19 protein-coding genes are annotated in these 20,123 nt (G+C 64.3%); 14 read left to right on the top strand and 5 right to left on the bottom strand.

The genetic code is table 11. The features are described from left to right. Window positions 1-20: 20 nt before the first annotated feature. The 5 genes from VEZ38_RS07350 to VEZ38_RS07330 are packed head-to-tail and all read left to right on the top strand — an operon-like array spanning window position 21 to window position 4,448. Window positions 21-446: a DUF6157 family protein gene (locus VEZ38_RS07350; protein ID WP_324892699.1), complete on the top strand. Its 426-nt coding sequence runs from the start codon at window positions 21-23 to the stop codon at window positions 444-446. Continuing rightward, window positions 443-1,402 carry a MoxR family ATPase gene (locus VEZ38_RS07345; RefSeq protein ID WP_324892698.1) on the top strand — a complete coding sequence of 320 codons (960 nt, stop codon included), beginning with the start codon at window positions 443-445 and terminating at the stop codon, window positions 1,400-1,402. Before VEZ38_RS07350 ends, VEZ38_RS07345 begins: the two co-directional genes overlap by 4 nt. Before the next feature lie 6 nt (window positions 1,403-1,408). After that, a complete protein-coding gene (locus tag VEZ38_RS07340) occupies window positions 1,409-2,494 on the top strand; it encodes a DUF58 domain-containing protein (RefSeq protein ID WP_324892697.1) in 1,086 nt (361 codons plus the stop codon). Further along, on the top strand, window positions 2,491-3,795 hold the full coding sequence (locus tag VEZ38_RS07335; protein ID WP_324892696.1) for a DUF4129 domain-containing protein: 1,305 nt from the start codon (window positions 2,491-2,493) through the stop codon (window positions 3,793-3,795). The genes VEZ38_RS07340 and VEZ38_RS07335 overlap by 4 nt, the downstream gene beginning before the upstream one ends. Then, the gene (locus VEZ38_RS07330; protein WP_324892695.1) at window positions 3,792-4,448 is read left to right on the top strand and encodes a hypothetical protein; all 657 of its coding nucleotides are present in this window, start codon (window positions 3,792-3,794) and stop codon (window positions 4,446-4,448) included. The genes VEZ38_RS07335 and VEZ38_RS07330 overlap by 4 nt, the downstream gene beginning before the upstream one ends. Before the next feature lie 51 nt (window positions 4,449-4,499). Here the strand turns inward: VEZ38_RS07330 and VEZ38_RS07325 are convergent, their stop codons facing one another. Beyond that, window positions 4,500-6,248, bottom strand: coding sequence for a methyl-accepting chemotaxis protein (locus VEZ38_RS07325; protein ID WP_324892694.1), 1,749 nt, complete (start codon window positions 6,246-6,248; stop codon window positions 4,500-4,502). A gap of 155 nt (window positions 6,249-6,403) precedes the next feature. Here VEZ38_RS07325 and VEZ38_RS07320 point away from each other — a divergent pair, with 155 nt between their 5' ends. The 4 genes from VEZ38_RS07320 to VEZ38_RS07305 are packed head-to-tail and all read left to right on the top strand — an operon-like array spanning window position 6,404 to window position 10,515. Further along, window positions 6,404-7,453 carry a LacI family DNA-binding transcriptional regulator gene (locus VEZ38_RS07320; RefSeq protein ID WP_324892693.1) on the top strand — a complete coding sequence of 350 codons (1,050 nt, stop codon included), beginning with the start codon at window positions 6,404-6,406 and terminating at the stop codon, window positions 7,451-7,453. A 30-nt stretch (window positions 7,454-7,483) separates the two neighbouring features. Continuing rightward, a complete protein-coding gene (locus tag VEZ38_RS07315; RefSeq protein ID WP_324892692.1) occupies window positions 7,484-8,644 on the top strand; it encodes a Gfo/Idh/MocA family oxidoreductase in 1,161 nt (386 codons plus the stop codon). A 40-nt stretch (window positions 8,645-8,684) separates the two neighbouring features. Continuing rightward, window positions 8,685-9,422 carry a ThuA domain-containing protein gene (locus tag VEZ38_RS07310; protein ID WP_324892691.1) on the top strand — a complete coding sequence of 246 codons (738 nt, stop codon included), beginning with the start codon at window positions 8,685-8,687 and terminating at the stop codon, window positions 9,420-9,422. 19 nt (window positions 9,423-9,441) lie between these two features. Then, window positions 9,442-10,515: a Gfo/Idh/MocA family oxidoreductase gene (locus VEZ38_RS07305; RefSeq protein WP_324892690.1), complete on the top strand. Its 1,074-nt coding sequence runs from the start codon at window positions 9,442-9,444 to the stop codon at window positions 10,513-10,515. 89 nt (window positions 10,516-10,604) lie between these two features. On the opposite strand, the gene VEZ38_RS07300 is transcribed toward VEZ38_RS07305, so the two are convergent. After that, window positions 10,605-11,822, bottom strand: coding sequence for an MFS transporter (locus VEZ38_RS07300; protein ID WP_324892689.1), 1,218 nt, complete (start codon window positions 11,820-11,822; stop codon window positions 10,605-10,607). 194 nt (window positions 11,823-12,016) lie between these two features. Here VEZ38_RS07300 and VEZ38_RS07295 point away from each other — a divergent pair, with 194 nt between their 5' ends. Continuing rightward, entirely contained in the window at window positions 12,017-12,862 is an 846-nt protein-coding gene (locus VEZ38_RS07295; RefSeq protein WP_324892688.1) for an undecaprenyl-diphosphate phosphatase, read from the top strand. Between the two features lie 5 nt (window positions 12,863-12,867). Here the strand turns inward: VEZ38_RS07295 and VEZ38_RS07290 are convergent, their stop codons facing one another. From VEZ38_RS07290 to VEZ38_RS07280, 3 genes are all read right to left on the bottom strand, one after another. Beyond that, window positions 12,868-13,422 carry a hypothetical protein gene (locus tag VEZ38_RS07290; protein ID WP_324892687.1) on the bottom strand — a complete coding sequence of 185 codons (555 nt, stop codon included), beginning with the start codon at window positions 13,420-13,422 and terminating at the stop codon, window positions 12,868-12,870. Between the two features lie 101 nt (window positions 13,423-13,523). Continuing rightward, on the bottom strand, window positions 13,524-14,792 hold the full coding sequence (locus VEZ38_RS07285) for an MFS transporter (protein WP_324892686.1): 1,269 nt from the start codon (window positions 14,790-14,792) through the stop codon (window positions 13,524-13,526). An 80-nt stretch (window positions 14,793-14,872) separates the two neighbouring features. Next, window positions 14,873-16,009 carry a winged helix-turn-helix domain-containing protein gene (locus VEZ38_RS07280; RefSeq protein ID WP_324892685.1) on the bottom strand — a complete coding sequence of 379 codons (1,137 nt, stop codon included), beginning with the start codon at window positions 16,007-16,009 and terminating at the stop codon, window positions 14,873-14,875. Window positions 16,010-16,141: 132 nt separating this feature from the next. Between VEZ38_RS07280 and VEZ38_RS07275 the strand changes: the two genes are divergently transcribed. From VEZ38_RS07275 to spoVB, 4 genes are all read left to right on the top strand, one after another. Further along, on the top strand, window positions 16,142-16,516 hold the full coding sequence (locus VEZ38_RS07275; RefSeq protein WP_324892684.1) for a GntR family transcriptional regulator: 375 nt from the start codon (window positions 16,142-16,144) through the stop codon (window positions 16,514-16,516). After that, window positions 16,503-17,381, top strand: a complete 879-nt coding sequence (locus tag VEZ38_RS07270; RefSeq protein ID WP_324892683.1) for an ABC transporter ATP-binding protein — start codon at window positions 16,503-16,505, stop codon at window positions 17,379-17,381. Before VEZ38_RS07275 ends, VEZ38_RS07270 begins: the two co-directional genes overlap by 14 nt. Beyond that, window positions 17,371-18,369 (top strand): ABC transporter permease, encoded by a 999-nt coding sequence (locus tag VEZ38_RS07265; protein WP_324892682.1) that lies wholly within the window; start codon window positions 17,371-17,373, stop codon window positions 18,367-18,369. Before VEZ38_RS07270 ends, VEZ38_RS07265 begins: the two co-directional genes overlap by 11 nt. 93 nt (window positions 18,370-18,462) lie before the next feature. Further along, entirely contained in the window at window positions 18,463-20,019 is a 1,557-nt protein-coding gene (gene spoVB / locus VEZ38_RS07260; RefSeq protein WP_324892681.1) for a stage V sporulation protein B, read from the top strand. Window positions 20,020-20,123 lie beyond the last annotated feature (104 nt).

Genomic DNA, 20,123 nt, shown 5'->3' with positions numbered 1-20,123 from the left:
AAAAAGGAGAGGGATCATACATGAAGCCGATCGTCGATACGTTCGTAAGGGTAGCCCCCGATTGCCCGGCGGCCTACGGGATCGTCCCCGTCTCCAAGGGGGAGCGGAAGACGCTGCATGAAATCCAATACGAGCTGCTCGCCGAGCACCCGTACCGGTATACGCTTGAGGATTTGATCGTCGAGACGCATATCCGGCATAAGCTGGCGGACGAGCCGATCGACGAAGCGCGGCGCGCCGAAGTGCGAGCGGAACTTCTGCGGAAAGATCACCCGTGCATGCGGGCGTCCGTGCTGCCGAAGAAGCTCGGCTGGGGCGTACATTACGACGAAGCGGGACGCATTGCGTTGTATCCGATGGAGTCGGAGCGCTACGCCGAATTTCTCGAGCGCACCGACCTGAAGCAAGAGCCCGCCATGCGGAACGCGAAGGCGGTGAAGGGATGAACGCGCCGGAGCTGAACGAGTTCGTCGCTCGCGTGCGCGAGAACATCGCCCGGGTCGTCGTCGGCAAAGAGGAGACGGTGGAGCTGCTGCTCGCGGCGCTGCTGGCGAACGGGCATGCGCTGCTCGAGGACGTGCCCGGCACGGGCAAGACGCTGCTCGCGAAGACGCTCGCGCGCTCCCTCGGGTGCGACTTCAAGCGGATTCAGTTTACGCCGGATTTGCTGCCGTCGGATGTAAGCGGAATCAATTTTTATAATCAGAAAACGGGCGAGTTCGAATTCCGGCCGGGCCCGTTGTTTACGAATATTTTACTGGCGGACGAAATCAACCGGGCGACGCCGCGGACGCAATCGAGCCTGCTCGAATGTATGGAGGAGCGGCAAGTGACGATCGACGGCACGACCCATAAGCTGTCTGCGCCGTTCCTCGTCGTCGCGACGCAAAATCCCGTCGACAACCATGGCACCTTCCCGCTGCCGGAGGCGCAGCTGGACCGCTTCCTCATGCGCGTTCCGGTCGGATACCCGTCGCGGCAGGAGTCCGTCGCGATGCTGGAGCGGTTCCGCGCGTCGAACCCGCTGGACGAGCTGGAGCCGGTCGCCTCGGCGGCGGACATCGTCGCCGCGCAGCGGTTCGCGCAGTCGGTTCGGGTGAGCGAGGACCTGCTCGACTATATCGTGCGGCTGTCCGAAGCGACGCGCGCCGACGCCGACGTGCTGCTCGGCGCGAGCCCGCGCGCCAGTCAGGCGCTGCTGCGGGCGTCGCAGGCGCTCGCGGCGATTCGCGGGCGGGCGTACGTGTCGCCGGACGACGTGAAGGCCGCGGCGGTGCCGGTGCTTTCGCATCGGCTGCTGACGCGGCATGCGGCGAGAACGCGCGACGCGGGCGGCGCCGACGTCGTACGGCGGCTGCTGCAGCAGGTCGAGGTGCCGGCCGAGCCGGCGCCGCGGAGCTGAACGGCCGTGCTCGCCTGGCTGCTCGTGAACGCGGTCGTTCTGCTGGCATTGCTCGCTTGGGTATACGGGCGATACGCGCTTCGTCACGTCGGCTACGCGCGCCACTTCACGAAGGAGGCCGTCTTCGCGGGCGAAGAGATCGAGATGGTGGAGCGCATCGTCAACCGGAAGCTGCTGCCCCTGCCTTGGGTGAGGCTCGAATCGATGATGGCGTCGGGGCTCGTGTTCGGACGGCAGCACGATTTGGATATCCGGTCGGGGGATCGTTTCCAAAACCATATCAGCTTGTTCAGCCTTCGGTCGTACCGGCAAATCGTGCGGCGGCACAAGGTCGTCTGCGCGAAGCGAGGGTATTACGTGCTGGAATCCGCCACCATGACGGCGGGCGATCCGATCGGCCTCTCGCGGCCGTCGCGGCGGTTCCCGCTCGCGCTGACGCTGACCGTCTACCCCGAGGTCGTTCCGATGCGGGAGGTGCCGCTGCCGGCGCACAGCTGGCTCGGCGACGTGACGGTGCGCCGGTGGATCGTCGAGGACCCGTTTCTGACGGCGGGCACCCGGGAATATCGCGCCGGCGACGGCCTCCGCTCGGTCAACTGGAAGGCGACGGCGCGAACCGGCCGGCTGCAGGTGCACCGCAAGGAGTTCACGGCGGATCATCGAGTCGTCGTATGCTTGAACCTCGAGACGCACGAACGGATGTGGAACGCGGTGCTGGAGCCGGAGCGGATCGAGCGGGCGATCCGCTACGCCGCATCGATCTTGTCGCACGCGATCCGCGAGGGCATCGACGCCGGCCTGCTGTCGAACGGCTGGACGTTCGGCGGTCCGAAGGAGCCGGTGCGCGTCGAGGCCGGCGGCGGCGCGGTGCAGCGGACGGCGCTGCTCGAGTCGCTTGCGAAGCTGCAGCTGGAGACGTCGGTCACGATGCATGCGCTGCTCGACGACGAGCTCGCGCGCGACCCGCAGGAGACGGATTATTTGATCGTCTCCTGCCACCGCGGCGCGGCGCTCGAGGAGCGCGCCGAGGCGCTGCGTCGGCGCGGCAACGGCGTCGAATGGCTGTTGGTGGAAGGGGGGCGGGACCGATGAGCGACGCATCGAAGCCGCGGGATTCGGCGACCGGCGCCGGCCGGACCTTCATGCGAGCGACCCTTCCTTACGCGTCCAATGCGTTCGAGCTTCTGCTGCTACTGCCCGTATGGCTTGCCTTGTTCGGCTGGCTCGCCCCGTACGGCGCCGAAGCCGCTTGGCTCGCGCTCGCGCCGGCGGCGTCGTTCCTCGGGGTCGCCGCCGGGCGTTGGCTCGGCCGTCGCTGGCAGCAGCTTGCCGTCGCCGCCATGGCCGCCGCCGCGGCAGCGTATGCGGCGGCGTCGGCCGGCGCCGACTGGCGGGTCGTCGCCGCGGCGGGAGCCGTCGGCGGCTTCGCGCCGCTGCAAGGCATGACGATCGGAGAACGGGCGTCGGACGCGAGATGGCACTGGGCCGGGCTCGGCTTGTATTTCGTCGCGGCCGTCCTATTTCCCCGATTAGACGCGCTGCAAGCGTCGGTCCCTCTGCTGACGGCGGCGGGGGCCGTATGTCTCGCGGTCGCGCTGCGGCGGCACAACCGGCTGCTGATGGGCGCCCTTCTGCTCGTCGCCGCCGGGCTGACGGCCGCGTTCGGCAACGCGTTCGGCAAGCTCTTGTACGCCTTGCTGCGCGGGCTGTTCGCCTTGCTGCCGGCGGGCGAGCCGGAGGCGCCGCCGCCGGCCGAGGCGCCGCCTCCGCCGGCGATGGAAGGACTACCGGAGCCTGCCGGCGAACCGGGACTGTTGTTTTTGATATTGGACATCCTCGGGTATGCGGTAGGCGCGTTGGCCGCGCTCGCATTGCTGACCGCGCTCGGCATTTGGCTGTACCGCCACGCCGGGAGCGCGCTGCGCGCATGGCTGCGACGGCTCGCCTCGTTCCTGGCGCGGCCGACGCGCGCGCCGGAGGAAGCCGCGTATACGGACGAGGAATCGGGCGTGTTTTCGTGGGAGGCGGTCGGCCGCCGGATGCGGGACACGTGGATCGGCCGGCTGCTGTCGCGGGAGCGGGAGCCGCGGTGGGAAGAGCTGCGCACGAACCGGGACAAGGTAAGGTGGCTGTACCGGAGCTGGCTGCGCGCCGCGGCCGGGGCCGGGCATGCGCCGTCCCGCGCTTCGACGCCGCGGGAGGCGGCGGAGGCGGCAGCCCGGGCGGGCGAGCGACGCCCGGGCGCCGCTGCGGCGGGCGTGCAGGCGCTCGCGGAGCTGTACGATCGCGTGCGATACGGCGAGGAGGACGCGTCCGACGAAGCCGTCGAGCGATTGCGTCGCGAGACGGTCGCCGGCTTCGGGCGAGGCAAGACGATGGGGGGACGGCGATGAAAGGTCGATGGACGGGCGTTAGCGGCATGATTGGCGGCGTCGCCGCCATATTTACCGGCATTTCCTTTGCGATGACGCACGGGAGCACCACTGCGAACCGCAACGATGCATGGTTAGGCGTAGATGCGGTCGTCTACAGTCAATTTCTATTTATCCCGCCGCTGTTTTTATTTGTCGCGTTGTTGGGTTATGAGGAGATCTATAAGCGAGCGGGGACGGCCGGACGGATCGGCTTGAGACTGGCGCAAGCGAGTTGTCTTTTGCAGTCGATCTCTTTTATCCTGCAAACGAACGTCGTAAATCCGCTAACGGACTGGCGGTCACCTATCGTAATCGGCGGGTGGCTGCTGTTCCTAACGACGGTCGTTACGTTCGCGATCGGCATGCTGATATGGGGCGCGGCGCTCGCCGCCAAGCGGTTGGCAACCAGAGCGGAACGCGCGTTGTTTCCGGCGATCGGAGCGTTGACCGTCGCAGTCCAGCTGTTGGAATTTTGGATTACGGGAACCTCGGACGGCGGCTTGCTTTGGGAGGTCGCGATCGGGGCGAAACAAATTCCGCTTGGCCTCGCTTGGATCGCCCTCGGTTGGATCGGGTGGGCGAAGCGGGCCGCGGCCGCCCGGAGCGGCGGCGGGCGAGCGAGGGAAGCGTAACAGGAAACGACGGCTTAGGGCGAACATGCCCCAAGCCGTCGTTTTTATTATTTACAACTTAAAGCCGGCGGTCGCTTCCTTCAGACGCCGCGCCAATGCCGCCAGCGCGCCGGCCGATTGCTCCATCGATTCCACGACGGCGAGCTGCTCCTCGGAGGCGGCGGAAATTTCTTGCGTTCCGGCGGCGGAGCGGGAGGAAATATCGGCGATCTCCTGGATCGACGCCGCGATCTCTTCCGAGCCTGCGGACATCTGCTGCGCGGCCGCCGTCGTCTCCTCCACTTGGCGGAGGACGCGGCGCGCGGCGTCGTCGATCGTGCGGAACGATTCGCCCGTTCGGTAGACGAGCTCCGCGCCTTCCCGAACCTCCCGCTCGCTCGCTTCCATCGACGCCGCGGCGGACCGGATCTCGCCGCGGATTTGCTCGACGACGCCGCGGATGTCGTCCGCCGAGCGGCTGGATTGCTCCGCGAGCTTCTTGATTTCGCCGGCGACGACGCCGAAGCCGCGGCCGTGCTCGCCGGCGCGGGCCGCCTCGATGCCCGCGTTGAGCGACAACAGGTTCGTCTGGCGCGAGATGTCGGAGATGAGCTGCAGGATCGACTCGATTTCCGCCGACCGCCGCTCGAGTCCGTGGATCGTGGCGGCCAAATCCCGAACGGAGGCGACGGCCTTCTCGATTTGCTGCACCGCGCGGCCGACGGCCTCGCCGCCGGCTTCGGCCGTCGACGTCGCTTGTACGGACGCTTCGTACGCGACCGCGGACGTCTCGGCGATGCGCTGCACCCCGGAGGTCATCTCCTCCATGGCGCGGGCGCTCTGCGCAGCCGCCGAGGACTGCGAATCCGCGCCCTGGGCGATCTCCCCGATCGACGCCGCGACGCTTCGAGTCGCCAGGGCGGACTCCGCGGCGGACGCGGCAAACCGGCTCGAGGCGTCGAGCACCTCCGACGCGCCTTCGGCTACCTGCTTTACGAGCTTGCGCAATTGGTCGGCCATCGCGTTCGTATCCGACGCCAGCTGCCCCGTCTCGTCCCTGCGGGCGATGCGCAGCGGCTCGGCGTCGAGCTCGCCCTGCGCGATGCGGCGCAGCCGCGCGGAAACCTGCAGAAGCGGCCGGCTCAAATATACGGCGAACGCAATCGCGGCCGCGGCGCCGACGACGAGCGCGGCGGCGAGCGTCGTGACGATCTCCTCCTGGATTCGTCGCTGTCCGGCATTAAAGTCTTGCAGGTACGAGCCGGCGCTTACGATCCAGCCCCAGTGCGGATCCTGTTCGGAGTAGGTGATCTTGGTCGCCTTCTCGGCGTCCGCTCCGCCGGGAAGCGGCCAATCGTACAGCGTAAAGCCGCCTCCGGCCTTCGCCTTCGCGACCATATCCTGGATAAAGTAGACGCCGTCGGCCTGCTCCTCCCACAGGCTTTGACCCTCGCGGCTCGGATGCGCAAGAGCGACGCCCTGCTCGTCCAACACGAAGAAGTACCCGTGCTCCCCCATGTCGATGTTTTTGTTGATCGGCCGGGTCCCGTCGGCTTGGCTCGGCCCCAACAGCATCTCGCTGATTTGCTCCTGCGCCTGCTCGAGCGTCAGCGCGTTCGAAGCGACCTGCGCTTGCAGCAAGCCGATCGCCTCGATCGCCAGCTTGACGTTGCTTCGCAGTTGTTCTTCCAGCATGGCGTCGGTCTCCGTCTGTACGGTTTCGTTGACGGCGTACCCGAGCGCGCACAGCGGCGCCGCCATCAGCAACAACGTAACGAGCATCAGCTTCATCCGTAAAGAAATCTTCATTTTCCCCAGCATGGAAAAGTCTCCCCCGTCTCTCTTCTATAGGCGTAATTTAATCTAAGTATAAGGGACAAAAACATACTTTGAAAGGTTAAGAATGTAAATTAACGATGAATGTCGGCTCGCAATTTCCCGTTGACGGCAGACGCTGACAATGAGAAAATGTACACGTGTACATTGGCAGGGAGGGATGGCTTACGTCGAAGCGAAGGCAAGTGGCGGAGCTCGCCGGCGTCTCGGAGGCGACGGTGTCTCGCGTGCTCAGCGGCGTCGGTCCGATTCGCGAGGAGACGAAGCGCCGGGTGCTGGAGGCGGCGGAGCGCGTCGGGTATACGCCCAGCGCGATCGCCCGCAGCTTCGTGACGCAGCGCAGCGGCAACATCGGGGTCGTTTTGCCGGTCGTGCCGAAGGTGCACCTCTTCTCCGCGTATTACTTTTCCGAGATTTTGTCCGGCGTCGGCCACGCCGTCGAGCGGCGAGGCTACAATCTGCTGCTGCAGTTTCGTCCCGCCGATAAGCCGCCCGACTATGAAAGCGCCTTCCGCATGCGGAAGGTCGACGGCTGCCTGATTCTCGGGGCGACGTCGAGCGAGGCGGAAGCCGCGGCGCTGTGCGAGCTGCACGAGAACGAGTGGCCTTTCGTCGTCGTCGGGCAGCGCTTCGACGCGCCCTACGCGCAGGTCGACGCGGATCATATTTCGGGCGGCCGCCAGGCGACGGAGCATCTGCTCGCGGCGGGGCTGAAGCGCATCGCGCTCGTCAACGGCCCGGAGTCGTATTCGAACAGCGTCGACCGGCGCCAAGGCTTCGAGTCGGCGCTTCGCGCCGCAGGGGTCGAGCCGGACGCGTCGCTTTTGTTCGCAGGCAATTACAGCCGCAAGAGCGGTTACGAGCTCGCGGAAGCGCTGTTTGCGCGCCGTACCGAATTCGACGCGGTGTTCGCCGCGAACGACCGGATGGCGATCGGCCTTATGCAAGGCTTGAAGGAATACGGGCTGCGGGCGGGGATCGACTACGCGCTGATCGGCTACGACGATTCCGAGGCGTCGCGCGCTACGGACCCGCCGCTGACGACGGTTCATGTGCCTTTCTTCGAAATGGGCCTCCGCGCGGCGGAACGGCTGCTCGACGCGATTCACGGGGCGAACGGGGAGACGGCGCCGGAGCTGGAACGGCTGGACACGACGCTTGTGGTTCGGGCATCGACCCGATTGCCATAGGAAGAACATTTTCATAGGGAGGAATCGGTAGTGAGCGATATTCGCGTAGGGATGATCGGGTATAAGTTTATGGGGAAGGCGCACAGCCATGCGTATCGGGATTTGCCCATGTTTTTCCCGGATACCGCGAAGCCGGTCATGGCGGCGGTATGCGGACGCGACGAGGCGGGCGTTCGTGCGGCGGCGAAGCAGTTCGGCTGGGAAAGCTATGTTACGGACTGGCGGGAGCTCGTGAAGCGGGACGACATCGATCTCGTCGACATCAACGCGCCGAGCGACGCGCATAAGGATATCGCGCTCGCGGCGGCGGCCGCCGGGAAGCATCTGTTTTGCGAGAAGCCGCTTGCGCTCACGCTCGCCGATTCCCGGGAGATGCTGCAGGCGGCGGAAAGCGCCGGCGTGAAGCATATGGTCGGCTTTAATTACCGGTTCGCTCCCGCGGTTCAGCTGGCGAAGAAGCTGGTCGACTCCGGGCGGCTCGGGCGCATCTTTCACTTCCGAGCTTGGTTTCTTCAGGATTGGATTATCGATCCGGAATTTCCGCTCGTGTGGCGGCTGCAGAAGGAAGTGGCGGGCTCCGGCTCGCACGGCGACCTCGGCGCGCATCTGATCGACCTCGCGCATTTCCTCGTCGGCGATATGCAGGAGGTCGTCGGCATGAGCGAGACGTTCATTAAAGAGCGGCCGATGCCGTCCTCGATGACGGGCCTGAGCGCGAAGGGCAGCAAGGACGCGCCGATGGGTCAGGTGACGGTCGACGACGCGACGCTGTTTCTGGCGCGGTTCGCCGGCGGCGCGCTCGGCAGCTTCGAGGCGACGCGCTTCGCGGCCGGACACCGGTGCACGAATTCGTTCGAAATCAACGGCAGCAAGGGCAGCGTCAAGTTCGACTTCGAGCGGATGAACGAGCTGCAGGTGTACTTTACCGACGACGCCGAGGACGTACAGGGCTTCCGCCGCGTGCTGGCGACCGACCCGGCGCATGCGTATGCGTCCGCATGGTGGCCGCCGGGCCACACGATCGGCTACGAGCACACGTTCATCCATGAGGTGCACGAGCTGATGGAAGCGTTCCGCGAAAACCGGCAGCCGGTGCCGAACTTCCACGACGGCGTGAAGTGCCAGGCGGTGCTGGAAGCGGTGGATCGCTCGATCGACGAGCGGCGTTGGGTCGCGATCGCGGAGATGTAACCTAGTTCCCGAAATATAAATCAGGGAGGAACCATACGCAATGAGCAGAAAAGCGTTGATCGTCTGGGGCGGGTGGCTCGGCCACCAGCCGGAGGAAGTCGCAGGGTTGTATAAGGGGATTTTGGAAAAGGAAGGATTCGAGGTCGAAGTGTCGGACACGCTCGACGCGTTCGCCGACCCGGAGAAGCTGCTCGGGCTCGACCTGATCGCGCCGAATTGGACGATGGGGCAGATCGACGGCGCGCTCGTGAAGAACGTGTTGACGGCCGTGCAGGCGGGCGTCGGCATCGCAGGGACGCACGGCGGCATGTGCGACGCGTTCCGGACGAACGTCGATTGGCAGTTCATGACGGGCGGCCAATGGGTCGCGCATCCGGGCAACGACGGCGTCGAGTACATGGTGAACGTGAAGCACAGCTCGAGCTCGCTGCTGGAGGGCATCGACGACTTCGCGGTGAAGAGCGAGCAGTACTATATGCACGTCGATCCGGCGGTAGAGGTGCTGGCGACGACGCGGTTCCCGAATCCGAACGTGCCGGGGCCGCACTCTCCGAACGGCGCGGTCGACATGCCGGTCGTCTGGACGAAGCGGTGGGGCGCGGGCCGCGTGTTCTATTGCACGCTCGGGCATCAAGCGAATATTATCGCGATGCCGCAGGTGACGGAAATTATGCGCCGCGGCTTCTTGTGGGCGGCCGAGGGCAAAGCGAAGGCGAGTGCGGCGGCTTTTGAGGCGACCGCAGGCGCGTATACCGGAATGGCCGATAACATTTTGTAGGGGAGCCGACAATTTAGACATGAAGAACATACGGGTAGGGATCATTGGCACTGGCAATATCAGCGGAATTTACTTTAAAAATTTGGGCGAGTTCGAGGGCGTCGAGGTCGTCGCCTGCGCCGATCTCGACGTCGAGCGGGCGAAGGCGAAGGCGGCGGAGCACGGCGTGGCGAAGGGCTGCTCCGTCGAAGAGCTGCTTGCGGATCCGGACGTGGACCTTGTCGTCAACTTGACGATTCCGGCCGCGCACGCGGCAGTTTGTTTGCAGGCGCTCGAAGCCGGCAAGCACGTCTACGTGGAGAAGCCGCTCGCGGTGTCCCGCGAGGACGGCCGCCGCATCGTGGAGCTCGCCGCCGCGAAGGGGCTTCGCGCCGGCGCCGCGCCGGACACGTTCCTCGGCGCCGGCATCCAGACGTGCCGCCGTCTCATCGACGAAGGCGCGATCGGCGAGCCGCTCTCGGCGGTCGCGTTCATGATGAGCCGCGGCCACGAGCATTGGCATCCGTCGCCGGAGTTTTATTACCAGGTCGGCGGCGGGCCGATGTTCGACATGGGGCCGTACTACTTGACGGCGCTCGTCTCGCTGCTCGGACCGATCGCCGAAATTTCGGGCATGACGCGCATCACGCACAAGGAGCGGACGATTCTCAGCGAGCCGAAGAAGGGGCAGATCATTCCCGTCGAAGTGCCGACGCACGTGACGGGCAACCTCCGCTTTGCGTCCGGCGCGATCGCGACGATGATTACGTCGTTCGACATTCCGGCAGGCAGCTCGGTGCGCAATATCGAGATTTACGGCACGCAAGGGACGCTGGCGGTGCCGGATCCGAATACGTTCGGCGGCCCGGTCCGCTTGAAGCGGTTCGGCGAGAACGAGTGGACGGACATCGAGGTGACGCTGCCGTACGCCGGCAACTCCCGCGGCGTCGGCGTGCTCGACATGGCGAACGCGATCCGCGAAGGCCGCCCGCACCGCGCGAACGACGCGCTCGCGTTCCATGTGCTCGAGGCGATGCACGGCTTCCACGACAGCAACGATTCCGGCTCGGTATACCGGATGACCAGCGCCTGCGAGGCGCCGGCGCCGCTGTAAGCGCACCGAACGCAAAACAAGCCTCCCGGCCTGCCGGGGGGCTTGTTTTGCGTCATTGCATTCGACGATCGCGTCGAGGTGCGGAAGCCTCACGCGGATTCCGCCCGCTGATCGGACGCTTCCGGCCCGAAGCCGAACGAGACGCGCAGGGCGACCATGACCGCGAAGCCGGCGGCCGACAGCGCGGCGCAAATGAAATACAGCGCATGCGGTCCGATCGTCTCGTACAAGTAACCGCCGACCGAGCCGGCGATCGCGAGCGAGACCGCGCCCGTTACGAGGGCGTACATCGTCTGTCCGCTCGCGCGGAACGTCTTCTCCGACAAATACTCGACCAGCTGCGCCGCCGTGTAGATGTAAAACCCGAACGTCAGGCTGTGCATGCTCTGGAGCATAATGATATGCAGCGGCGTAGCAGCGAACCCCATGAGCGCCCAGCGAACGACGTACATCACCGTCGCGAACAGCAGCAGGTTCATCATGGACCGCGGCGTCGGCTTCGACCACCGGTCAAGCAGCAGGAACAACGGGACCTCCAGCACCGCCGCCACGAACATCGACCAGCCGATGCTGGATGCCGTGCCGCCGAGCTCTTCGATAAACAGCGACAGGTAGAGCGCGGTGACCCCGTTCGGAATAAAGATCAGAAGGCTGGCCGCCAGGAAGAGCGCGAATCGCCCGCGCAACGTCGAACGCATCGCTTCCCGGAACGTGAAAGCCTGGCGCGTCTTCTTCCCTCTAGGGGCCGGCGGGCGGTGCAGCATCGCGCCGACCAAGATCGCGAGGACCATCGCGGCGCCGTACACCCAGCCGAGCTCTTCGATTCCCAGCGCTTCCATGATCGGCCCGGAGGCGAGCACGATGACCGCGTAGCCGATCGAGCCCCAAATTCGGAAAGAGCCGAACCGATGCGGCGTGCCTTCGATCGTCTGGAACACTTGCGACGTATTGATCGGGTGGATCGGGGTGTTAAAGAAATAAAACAACATCATGGCGAGGAACACCGCCCAGAACGGGCGGACATGAAACAAAAACTGGCTGGCCGCAAGGGAGCCCGCCATTAAAATCAGCAAAATCAGCTTCACGTTCTGAAGACGGTCGCTCGCGTACCCCCAAACCGGATTCGAAAGCATCGCGACGACCGGGCCGATCGTCAGCAGCCACCCGATCTCTGCGGGGGAAAAGCCGTGATGCTGCAAATACAGAGGCAAATAAGGCAAAAACAACGCGACCGGGCCGAACATGAAAAACATGAACGCGCGCAGCCGCAAATGCACGATTCGTTCCGACGTCCAGTAAGACCGCATTAGAAGACACTCCCGATTTCGGTTTGGCGCATGGCGTCTCTATTTGGTCTACCATAAAAACGTCCGTTGGGGAATCTTTTTTTTCGAAGCGGTCTACGACCCGGTCGCCGAAGCTTGCATTCCCTTCCGCGACAGCGGTATCATAAATCGGTCGGGCATACGATGACCCGAGACGAAAAGGAGCAAAAGAACTTATGGATATTTTCACGGTATTGAAAGCGATCCTGCTCGGGCTCGTCGAAGGGTTGACCGAGTTCGCGCCGGTATCGTCCACCGGGCATATGATCATCGTAGACGACATGTGGCTGAAATCGAAAACGTTCCTCACCCCGCCGGTGGCGAACACGTTCAAGGTGGTCATTCAGCTCGGCTCGATCCTCGCCGTCGTCGTCATGTTCCGTCGCCGCTTCGTCGAATTGCTCGGGCTGGATCGGCTTGCGGGCGGCGGGGCGGGCGAGCGGGCCGCCGGAGGGCCTCGGCTGAAACTCGGACAAGTCATCGTCGGACTCCTTCCGGCGGGCGTGCTGGGCGTATTGACGGAGGACTTTATCGATAATCACCTGTTTACGACGGAGACGGTTCTCGTCGGCCTCGTCCTCGGGGCGCTGCTCATGATCGCCGCCGACCGGCTGCGGCCGAAGACGCCGTCGACGGAGACGGTCGATCGCCTCACCTATAAACAAGCGCTGACGGTCGGACTCGTGCAATGCTTTTCGCTGTGGCCCGGCTTCTCCCGTTCCGGCGCGACGATTTCCGCCGGCGTGCTCGCAGGCATGAGCCATAAGGCCGCCGCGGATTTCACCTTCATCATGGCGGTGCCGATCATGGCGGGCGCAAGCCTGATTTCCTTCGTCAAAAATTTCGACGATTTTACTGTCGCGGCGATCCCGTTTTTCGTGGCGGGCTTCGTGAGCGCCTTCGTCTTCGCGATGATTTCGATCCGCTACTTCTTGAAGTTGATCGATCGCGTGAAGCTGGTTCCCTTCGCGATCTATAGGCTCGCGCTCGCCGCCGTCATCGCCTGGGTTTATTTCTTCTAAAACCGTTATGCGGTCAGCGTCGCCGCGGCGGATTCCATGCGGTATGCCGCGAGCGGACCCTCGTACACCGGACGCAGCGACGGCGCGCTCATGAAGTCATGCGGCGCCGTCATGGCCGGCGGCTTTCCTAAGAGCTCCACGCCGCCGCGCCGCAGGACGGTCGCAACGAACTCCGAACAAAAATACGCATCCCGCTTCCGCAGCCGGGTCGGAAACACGAAATTCAGTAACCCTATGAAGTTATAAGCGTAATGCTCCCCCTCTCGTTCGAACCTCTCCACCTCCCGCGCGATCCGCGCGAACCGTTCCTCGTCGAGGCGCAGCTCGTATACGATGCACGTCGTGCGCTTCAGCGCGACGTAGATGCCCGCATCCCGGCGCTCTCGTACGAAGCCTGCGTTCCATGGCAGCCGCAAATGCTTGCGCCCGAAGCTGTAAAGCTCGCCGAGCTCGACGTCGAGCGCGAGCGACGCGTGATTGTACGGGGCCTTCGTCACGAGCCGAATCAATCTCGTGAACAACGTTCCTGTATCCGTCAACACAACATAAACCGTCTTCATTCCGTTCCCATCCCTTACCCTTCGACAGTCGATTATGAAATCCATTGTAAGGGTTCGGGAAACATGGACCTACCGTATTGCGGCGGGAACGCCGCCCGGCCTTAAGACCGGGAGACGGCCCCGGCCTCGCGCCTTCCCGCGAGCTTCAGGCCGATCGCGGCCGCGAACGCCGACATCGCCGCGCCCGCCGCGAGGAACACCCCGCCGACGCCGATCCATGCGGCCAGCGCGGCGCCGAGCATCGGCGCGGCGAGCATCGAGCCGGTCTGCAGCGCATTCGCGAACGCGGAAACCGGGGCGACGGTCGCCTCCGTCGTCTCCGTCTGAAGCAGGTAGCCGAACGGCACCGAGCCGAAGGCGCCGACGAACCCCATGGCCGCGAAGCAAGGCGCCCAAAACCACATAGAGGTCGGGAGCAAGCCGTACGCGCCGACGCCGACGAGCGCGATCATGAGCCCCGACAGCACCCCGACGCGGCTCATCAGCCGGAGCGGGTCGGCTTTCCAGAACGTCCAGCGGCCGGCGGCGAGCGCGCCCAGCACGCTGCCGCCGCCGATGCCGCTCATCAGGACGCCGAGCGACGCTTCGCCGAGGCCGAGACGCGCCGTGAACAAGACGAATAGGCCGTCGTACAAAAATAAGAGGAACATCATCGCACCCGTATACGCGATGCCGAAGCCGAGCGTTCGCCGGGAACGGACGTAACGCAGCGCCGCGCGCATCTCTTCGATAAAGCGGGAGGTCCCCGCCCCGGGGGGCGGCGCGTCCGGGTCGCCGGAAGGCGCCGCAAGCGCCGCCGGGGCGCTCCGCGGCAATCCGAGGAGGACCGCCGCGGAGAGCAGGTACAGCGCCGCGCCGAGCCAGAACGGGGCGAAAGGACCGTGCAGCGCGATCAGGGCGCCGCCGGCCATCGGGGCGACAATCTTGGTCGCGTTGACCGTCATGTGGCTCAGCGCGCTCGCTTCCGCCAGTCCCGAAGGCGGGACGAAACGCTTGATGGCGGACTGGCGGACGGGGTCGAAGACGGCGCTGGCGCACATTTTCAGAAATACGAGCAGCAGCAGCCAGGCGAGCGAGGGCGCCCAGAGGAGGCCGAAGACGACGATGCCGCGCAGCAGGTCGCATACGACGAGAACGGCGCGCGGGTCGAGCCGACCGATCCTTAGGCCCGCGAGCGGACCGACGACGACGTAAGGCAGCCCGATGCATATCGAGAGAAGCGCCAGCTCGAAGGCGCCGTATCCCCACACGTACACGACGATCGCGCTGAGCGCGAGAAAGTCCGACCAATTGGCGAAGTCCGACAAGGCTTGGCCAGCGAACAGGCGGCGAAACCCGGAAAGACGAAGCGGTGCCCACAATGCGTTCATATACGAAAAAACCTCCTGAATCGATGTCTGCATCCAGCGTACCGCTCGAATGTCAGAGAAAGATCAGAAGGGTCCATCAATCAAGTAAGATGTTTGCGAAGCTCCGCCTCGATGTAGGGCAGGAGCCCGGCGATTTCGGTGTCGGCGATCAGCCGCTCCCGTTCGGTCGCATACCGATCGGTCACTTCGGGCCAGCCCTCGCGCGCGGCGTACCGCAAGGCGGTCTGGAGGCCGTCGAGCAGATGCGGGACGAACCGGGAGCGCCGCAGCGTGGCAATGCCGAGATCGATCGACGCGGCTCCGTCCCTCGGGCGTTCTCGGTATTGGAGCACTCCGCGCAAAACCAGAAACAGCCCCTCCTCCCGTTGGAACGGGTACTTCTCCATGAGACGCTCGATCTCGGCTAAGCGTTCCCCGGCGCCGGTCCAATCGCCAAGCTTCATCGGCAGCTCGAGCCGCTGATTCGCGAGATACGGCATCAAGTTCGGCTCCGGGGCGGCGATCGCGTTCGCCCAAGCAGCCTCGAGCATCGCTTCCGCCGCGTCGAAGTCGCCCCAATCCATCAGCATGAAGCTCATATTGTGTCGCTCGACCTCGTCGTGCAACATCGCGGGCATCATGCGGCGGCGCAACGCCGCTTCGACGAACGGCCGGCTCGCCTCCGGTTTCATTAGGTGGTATAAGTGCAGCAGGTAGTATACCCGCGTCCCGAACGGGGCGTCTCCGTGCACGAGCGGGCGGAAGCGGCCTTCGAGGAACGGCACTAACAGCCGCATCGGTTCGTCCAGCTCGAAGCCGAGCACGTCGGACTGCTTCGCGAGCGCAAGCAAGGCGTCGCCTCGCCCGTACAGCAAATTCGCGTCGATGAGCCCGCGCATGCGCTCGGCGTGCGCCGGGTCCGCGGCCAGCGGATGCGGTCTGCCCGCGGGCGCGGCCTTCGCCTCCAAGCGGTACCCCGCGCCGCGAACCGTGCGGATGACGTAAGCGTCTCTCCACGCCGAAAGCTTCTTGCGAAGCCGGTAGACATGATCGTCCACCGTACGATCCGTCGGCGATTCGAGCGGCCAGACGGCGTCGAGCAGCTGCTCCCGCGAAAGCGTACGGCCGAGGTGGCGTTGGAACGTGTCCAACAATTGGAATTCCTTAGGCAGCAGCGAGACGGCCTCGTCCCGGTAACGGGCCGTACGCGCGTCTCGATCAAGCTCGATCGGGGACATCGGCGTTCCTCCAAACACGTGTGGTGCGTCGACGTTAGTATAGCAGGGTTTGGGAAAAAGCTCGACATCGACCGGGAACGCGTGTATTATCTGATATAGTACACACATTACAGTCGAGGGAGCTGCAACCTTATGCTGCCGATTTACGAAAGCATCGTTCAGCGGCTGAAGGAGCAAATCGCGAAAGGGATCCTCCGGGAGGGCGATAAAATTCCCTCCGTTCGCGAGATGTCCGCCGCGCTGCTCGTCAACCCGAATACGGTGGCCAAGGCGTATCAGGAGCTCGAACGGCAAGGCGTGATCGTCACCGTTCGCGGCAAGGGCACGTTCGCGGCGGCGCCGGCTTCGGCGCCCGGCATGGAACGGGAGCGCGCGGAGGAGCTGCGCTCGTCGCTCAAGCGAATCGTCGTGGAGGCCAAGCATCTAGGCATGAGCCGAAGCGGCTTCGAAGCATGGGTACGGCAAGAAATCGACGAATATTGGGGGACCTCCGATGTTGACGGTTAACGCGATTACGAAGACGATCGAAGGTCGGCCGGTGCTGCGCGGCATCGACTTTACGCTGGAGCCGGGCATCGTCGCCGGCCTGATCGGACGCAACGGCGCGGGCAAGACGACGCTGCTGAAGACGATGGCGGGCATCCTCGATCCGGACGCGGGCGTCGTCGAGCTCGACGGGAAGCCGATACACCGGGTGCAGGAAGCAAAGCGCGAGCTCGTCTTCGTCCCCGACTCTCCGGAGGCGTGGTTCGGCTATACGCCGTCCGAGGCGGCGGGATGGCTCGCCCAGGTGTATCCCGCGTTCGACCGGACTTATTTCGAGGCCACGCTGCGCCGGCTGGATCTTCCCTCCGCCGCAAGCGTGCGCCAGTTGTCCAAAGGCATGCGCATGCTGTTCAGCATCGCGCTGGGCTTATCTACCAGAGCTCCATACGTGCTGCTCGACGAGCCGACGAACGGCGTCGATCCGATCGCGAAGAAGCAGGTATTGTCGATGCTGGTGGACGCGGCGTCGGAAGGGCGTACGCTCGTCGTCTCTTCGCACCTCCTGGAGGAGCTCGAACGGATGACGGATCGGCTGCTGCTGATGAAGAACGGCCGGATCGAGTCGTTCGGTACGGAGGAAGCGCTTGACGGCGCCGTGAGCAAGCTGCAGCTCGCGTTCGAGGGGGATGCGCCGGAGGAGTGGCTCGCCTTGCCCGGCGTTCGGGTGTTGGAGCATGTCGGCCGCGTATACACGGTGCTCGTCGATCCGGCCGGGGAGGCGCTTGAGAGGTTGGACGCGTACCGGACGCTCATCCGCGAGCCGCTGCCCGCGAAGCTGGACGACGTATATGAATGGAAATTCGGAGGGTATGCCGATGATCGATAAAGCGTTGTGGATTCGGGAGTACAAAAGCGCGCGATGGATCTTGTGGCTTATGCCGATCGCCCATTTCTTGGCGCTCGGGCTGCAGCGGATGAACCGCTGGGTCTTCGCCCCCGAAGCGGAGCTATTTAGAGATTTGGCCCGCCTGCCGCAATGGTTGCACGGCCCTTACGACGACGGCTCCCTCGAGATGGGCGCCCGGCTGCTTCTCACGCTGGCGGCGTTGGCGCTCGCGCTTATACAGCTCGGCGGGGAGCGGAGGAACGGGACGCAGGAATTGCTGTTTTCGCTGCCCTACTCCCGTCGGCGCCTGTTTGCCGCCAAGTGGCTCGTCGGCGTAACGGGCATCGCCGGCGCCACGGCGTTCGGCACCGGGATCGACATGATCGTTGTGGCCGCTTCGCCGATCGCGCCGTATTTCGATCTCGGCTATCACGCCGCGCAGTTCGTCTACTCGACGCTTGCGGTGAGCGCCGCCTACTCGCTGGCGCTGTTCCTCGGCTCGATCACGGGCAGCGTCGCCTCCCAAGCGGCCTTATCGCTCCTGATGTGGCTGCTGCCCGGCGGCATTCTGTTCTTGCTTCATGCGTTCCTGGCGATGCACGGCGTCGCGGATCAACATTTCGAGCATTATTGGTACATGGAAGGCTTTCTGTTTTTCATCACCTACATGGTTTTGCCGTTCGACGAATTCCATCCGCTGCGGTACGGCGTGCTGGCGATCCTGCTGCTGGCGGGCACGGCGTTCGGCGCGGCCGCCTACGAGCGGAACCGGACGGAAAACAACGGGAAGCTGATGCTGTTTCCCGTGTGGGAGCGTACGCTGCAGGTCGGCTTCGTAACCTGCTTCGCCCTCCTGTGCGCCTTGATCGGTTCTTTGCTGCTTCGCATCGGCACGCCTTTGGTGTCGTATTACATCGGCGGGATCGCGGGGCTTCTCATCGGCTGGCGGCTCATTGTGCGGTTAACCCGCATGCGTCTGAAAATCTAATCCCGTTGCGTCCCGTCGGACGCGCCTATGCTTGTTCGCATGCTTTTCCGAATCTTGAATACAATGAAGTATTCACGAAACGGAGAGGTGCGCATGGCTCAGCAATCATTCTTACGCGGTACGTTCGTCTTATCCGCCGCCGCCTTCGTCAACCGCATTCTCGGCTTCGTCAGCGGAATGTTTCTGGCCCGCATTCTCGGCGCGGAGGGCATCGGGCTGCTCATGATGGCGCATCCGCTCGTGCCGCTCGTCATTACGGTCACGGAGCTCGGGCTTCCGGTGGCGATCTCGAAGTTCGTCGCGGAGGCGGACGCGCGGGGCGATCAAACCAAGATCAAAAGAATTTTATTTGTCTCGGTGCTCGTAACGGGCACCCTTAGCGTCATTCTGACGGCGTTCTCGCTGATCGGGGCGGAATGGATCGCGTCGCTGTTGCTGACGGATCCGCGTGCGTATTACGCGATGCTGGCGATTACGCCGATCGCGCCGATCGTCGCCGTCTCCGCCGTATTAAAGGGCTATTTCCGCGGCAAGCAGCGGATGACGACGATCGCGGCCTCGGACATTTTGGACAATACGGTACAGCTCGCGTGCGTCCTGGCTCTCGTACATATTTTAATGCCGTACGGCATCGCCTACGCCGCGGCCGGCGCGATGCTGGCGGCCGTCGCGGGCGAGGCGACGCAGTTGCTGTTTCTCTCGGCGTGCTACCGGGCGTACCGCGTGAAGGGGGAGGCCCGGGAATCTTATCTCGATCGGCTCCGCCACGGCCGACGGACGCTTGGGGAGCTGCTTCAGATGGGACTCCCGACGACCGGTCACGGCGCGATTCATTCGATCTATGGCGCGTTCCAGCCGATGCTGATCACGAAAAGTCTCGCGTTGGCCGGGGTCGGCACGGCGCTGGCGACGAAGCAGTTCGGCATGTTGGCAGGCTACGCCTTCCCGCTGCTGTTTATGCCGAGCTTCGTCACCCACTCGCTGTCGACGGCGCTCATTCCGGCGATCAGCGAAGCGGCGGCGAATAAGAACGGGCTCTTGATGCACGCGCGGATGGAGCAGGCGATGCGCATCGCCCTGCTCGTCGGCGCGCCGAGCACGGTCGTGCTGTTCGAATGGGCGACGCCGCTGACGACGCTCATTTACAATGCGCCGGAGGCGGGGCCGCTGCTGAAAATATTGGCGCCGCTATTCTTCCTGCATTATTTCGACGCGCCGCTGCACGCGATCCTGCTCGGTCTCGGCCGGGCGAACGCTTCGATGTGGAATTACATCGTCGCCACGGCGTTCAAGGCGTTGGCGCTGTTCGTGTTCGGCAGCGAATTCGGCATCGTCGGCATCGCGTACGGGCTCGGCTTCGGCATGGTCGTCTTAACGATCCTGAACTTCATGTCGATCTCGAGCGTCATCGGATTTTACATGGACATTCGGAAATACGTAAAGGTCGGCATCTGCATGATCGCCATGGCGATCGCGGGCCAGCTCCTATACGAAGGGATGATCGAATCCGGCGCGACGATGTTATGGGCGACGATCGGCTCGATGAGCGCCGCTTTGGCGTTATACTTCTGCTTGTTGTCGCTCAGCGATACGATCCGATTCCGGCATATCCGCCACCTTGCCGCAGCGATCGGCGCGCGAATGCGCTAATGTGCGCATCCTCTCGGTACGTTGCGAGACGGAAGACTGGGAGGGTTCCATAAATAAACAATTTAAGAAGGGGCATCCTACACCAGATGAACTTTGGAGTGGGG

It is taken from the genome of Paenibacillus sp. (assembly GCF_035645235.1).
GTDB lineage: Bacteria > Bacillota > Bacilli > Paenibacillales > YIM-B00363 > Paenibacillus_AE.
Note: the sequence above shows the minus strand (reverse complement) of the source record. Positions and strands in the feature narration are given on the sequence as shown.

Coding starts and splice junctions, on each gene's coding strand:
- VEZ38_RS07350 (WP_324892699.1), top strand. CDS start 21: ATGAAGCCGATCGTCGATACGTTCGTAAGGGTAGCCCCCGATTGCCCG.
- VEZ38_RS07345 (WP_324892698.1), top strand. CDS start 443: ATGAACGCGCCGGAGCTGAACGAGTTCGTCGCTCGCGTGCGCGAGAAC.
- VEZ38_RS07335 (WP_324892696.1), top strand. CDS start 2,491: ATGAGCGACGCATCGAAGCCGCGGGATTCGGCGACCGGCGCCGGCCGG.
- VEZ38_RS07330 (WP_324892695.1), top strand. CDS start 3,792: ATGAAAGGTCGATGGACGGGCGTTAGCGGCATGATTGGCGGCGTCGCC.
- VEZ38_RS07325 (WP_324892694.1), bottom strand. CDS start 6,248: ATGCTGGGGAAAATGAAGATTTCTTTACGGATGAAGCTGATGCTCGTT.
- VEZ38_RS07310 (WP_324892691.1), top strand. CDS start 8,685: ATGAGCAGAAAAGCGTTGATCGTCTGGGGCGGGTGGCTCGGCCACCAG.
- VEZ38_RS07305 (WP_324892690.1), top strand. CDS start 9,442: ATGAAGAACATACGGGTAGGGATCATTGGCACTGGCAATATCAGCGGA.
- VEZ38_RS07300 (WP_324892689.1), bottom strand. CDS start 11,822: ATGCGGTCTTACTGGACGTCGGAACGAATCGTGCATTTGCGGCTGCGC.
- VEZ38_RS07295 (WP_324892688.1), top strand. CDS start 12,017: ATGGATATTTTCACGGTATTGAAAGCGATCCTGCTCGGGCTCGTCGAA.
- VEZ38_RS07290 (WP_324892687.1), bottom strand. CDS start 13,422: ATGAAGACGGTTTATGTTGTGTTGACGGATACAGGAACGTTGTTCACG.
- VEZ38_RS07285 (WP_324892686.1), bottom strand. CDS start 14,792: ATGAACGCATTGTGGGCACCGCTTCGTCTTTCCGGGTTTCGCCGCCTG.
- VEZ38_RS07280 (WP_324892685.1), bottom strand. CDS start 16,009: ATGTCCCCGATCGAGCTTGATCGAGACGCGCGTACGGCCCGTTACCGG.
- VEZ38_RS07275 (WP_324892684.1), top strand. CDS start 16,142: ATGCTGCCGATTTACGAAAGCATCGTTCAGCGGCTGAAGGAGCAAATC.
- VEZ38_RS07270 (WP_324892683.1), top strand. CDS start 16,503: ATGTTGACGGTTAACGCGATTACGAAGACGATCGAAGGTCGGCCGGTG.
- VEZ38_RS07265 (WP_324892682.1), top strand. CDS start 17,371: ATGATCGATAAAGCGTTGTGGATTCGGGAGTACAAAAGCGCGCGATGG.
- spoVB (WP_324892681.1), top strand. CDS start 18,463: ATGGCTCAGCAATCATTCTTACGCGGTACGTTCGTCTTATCCGCCGCC.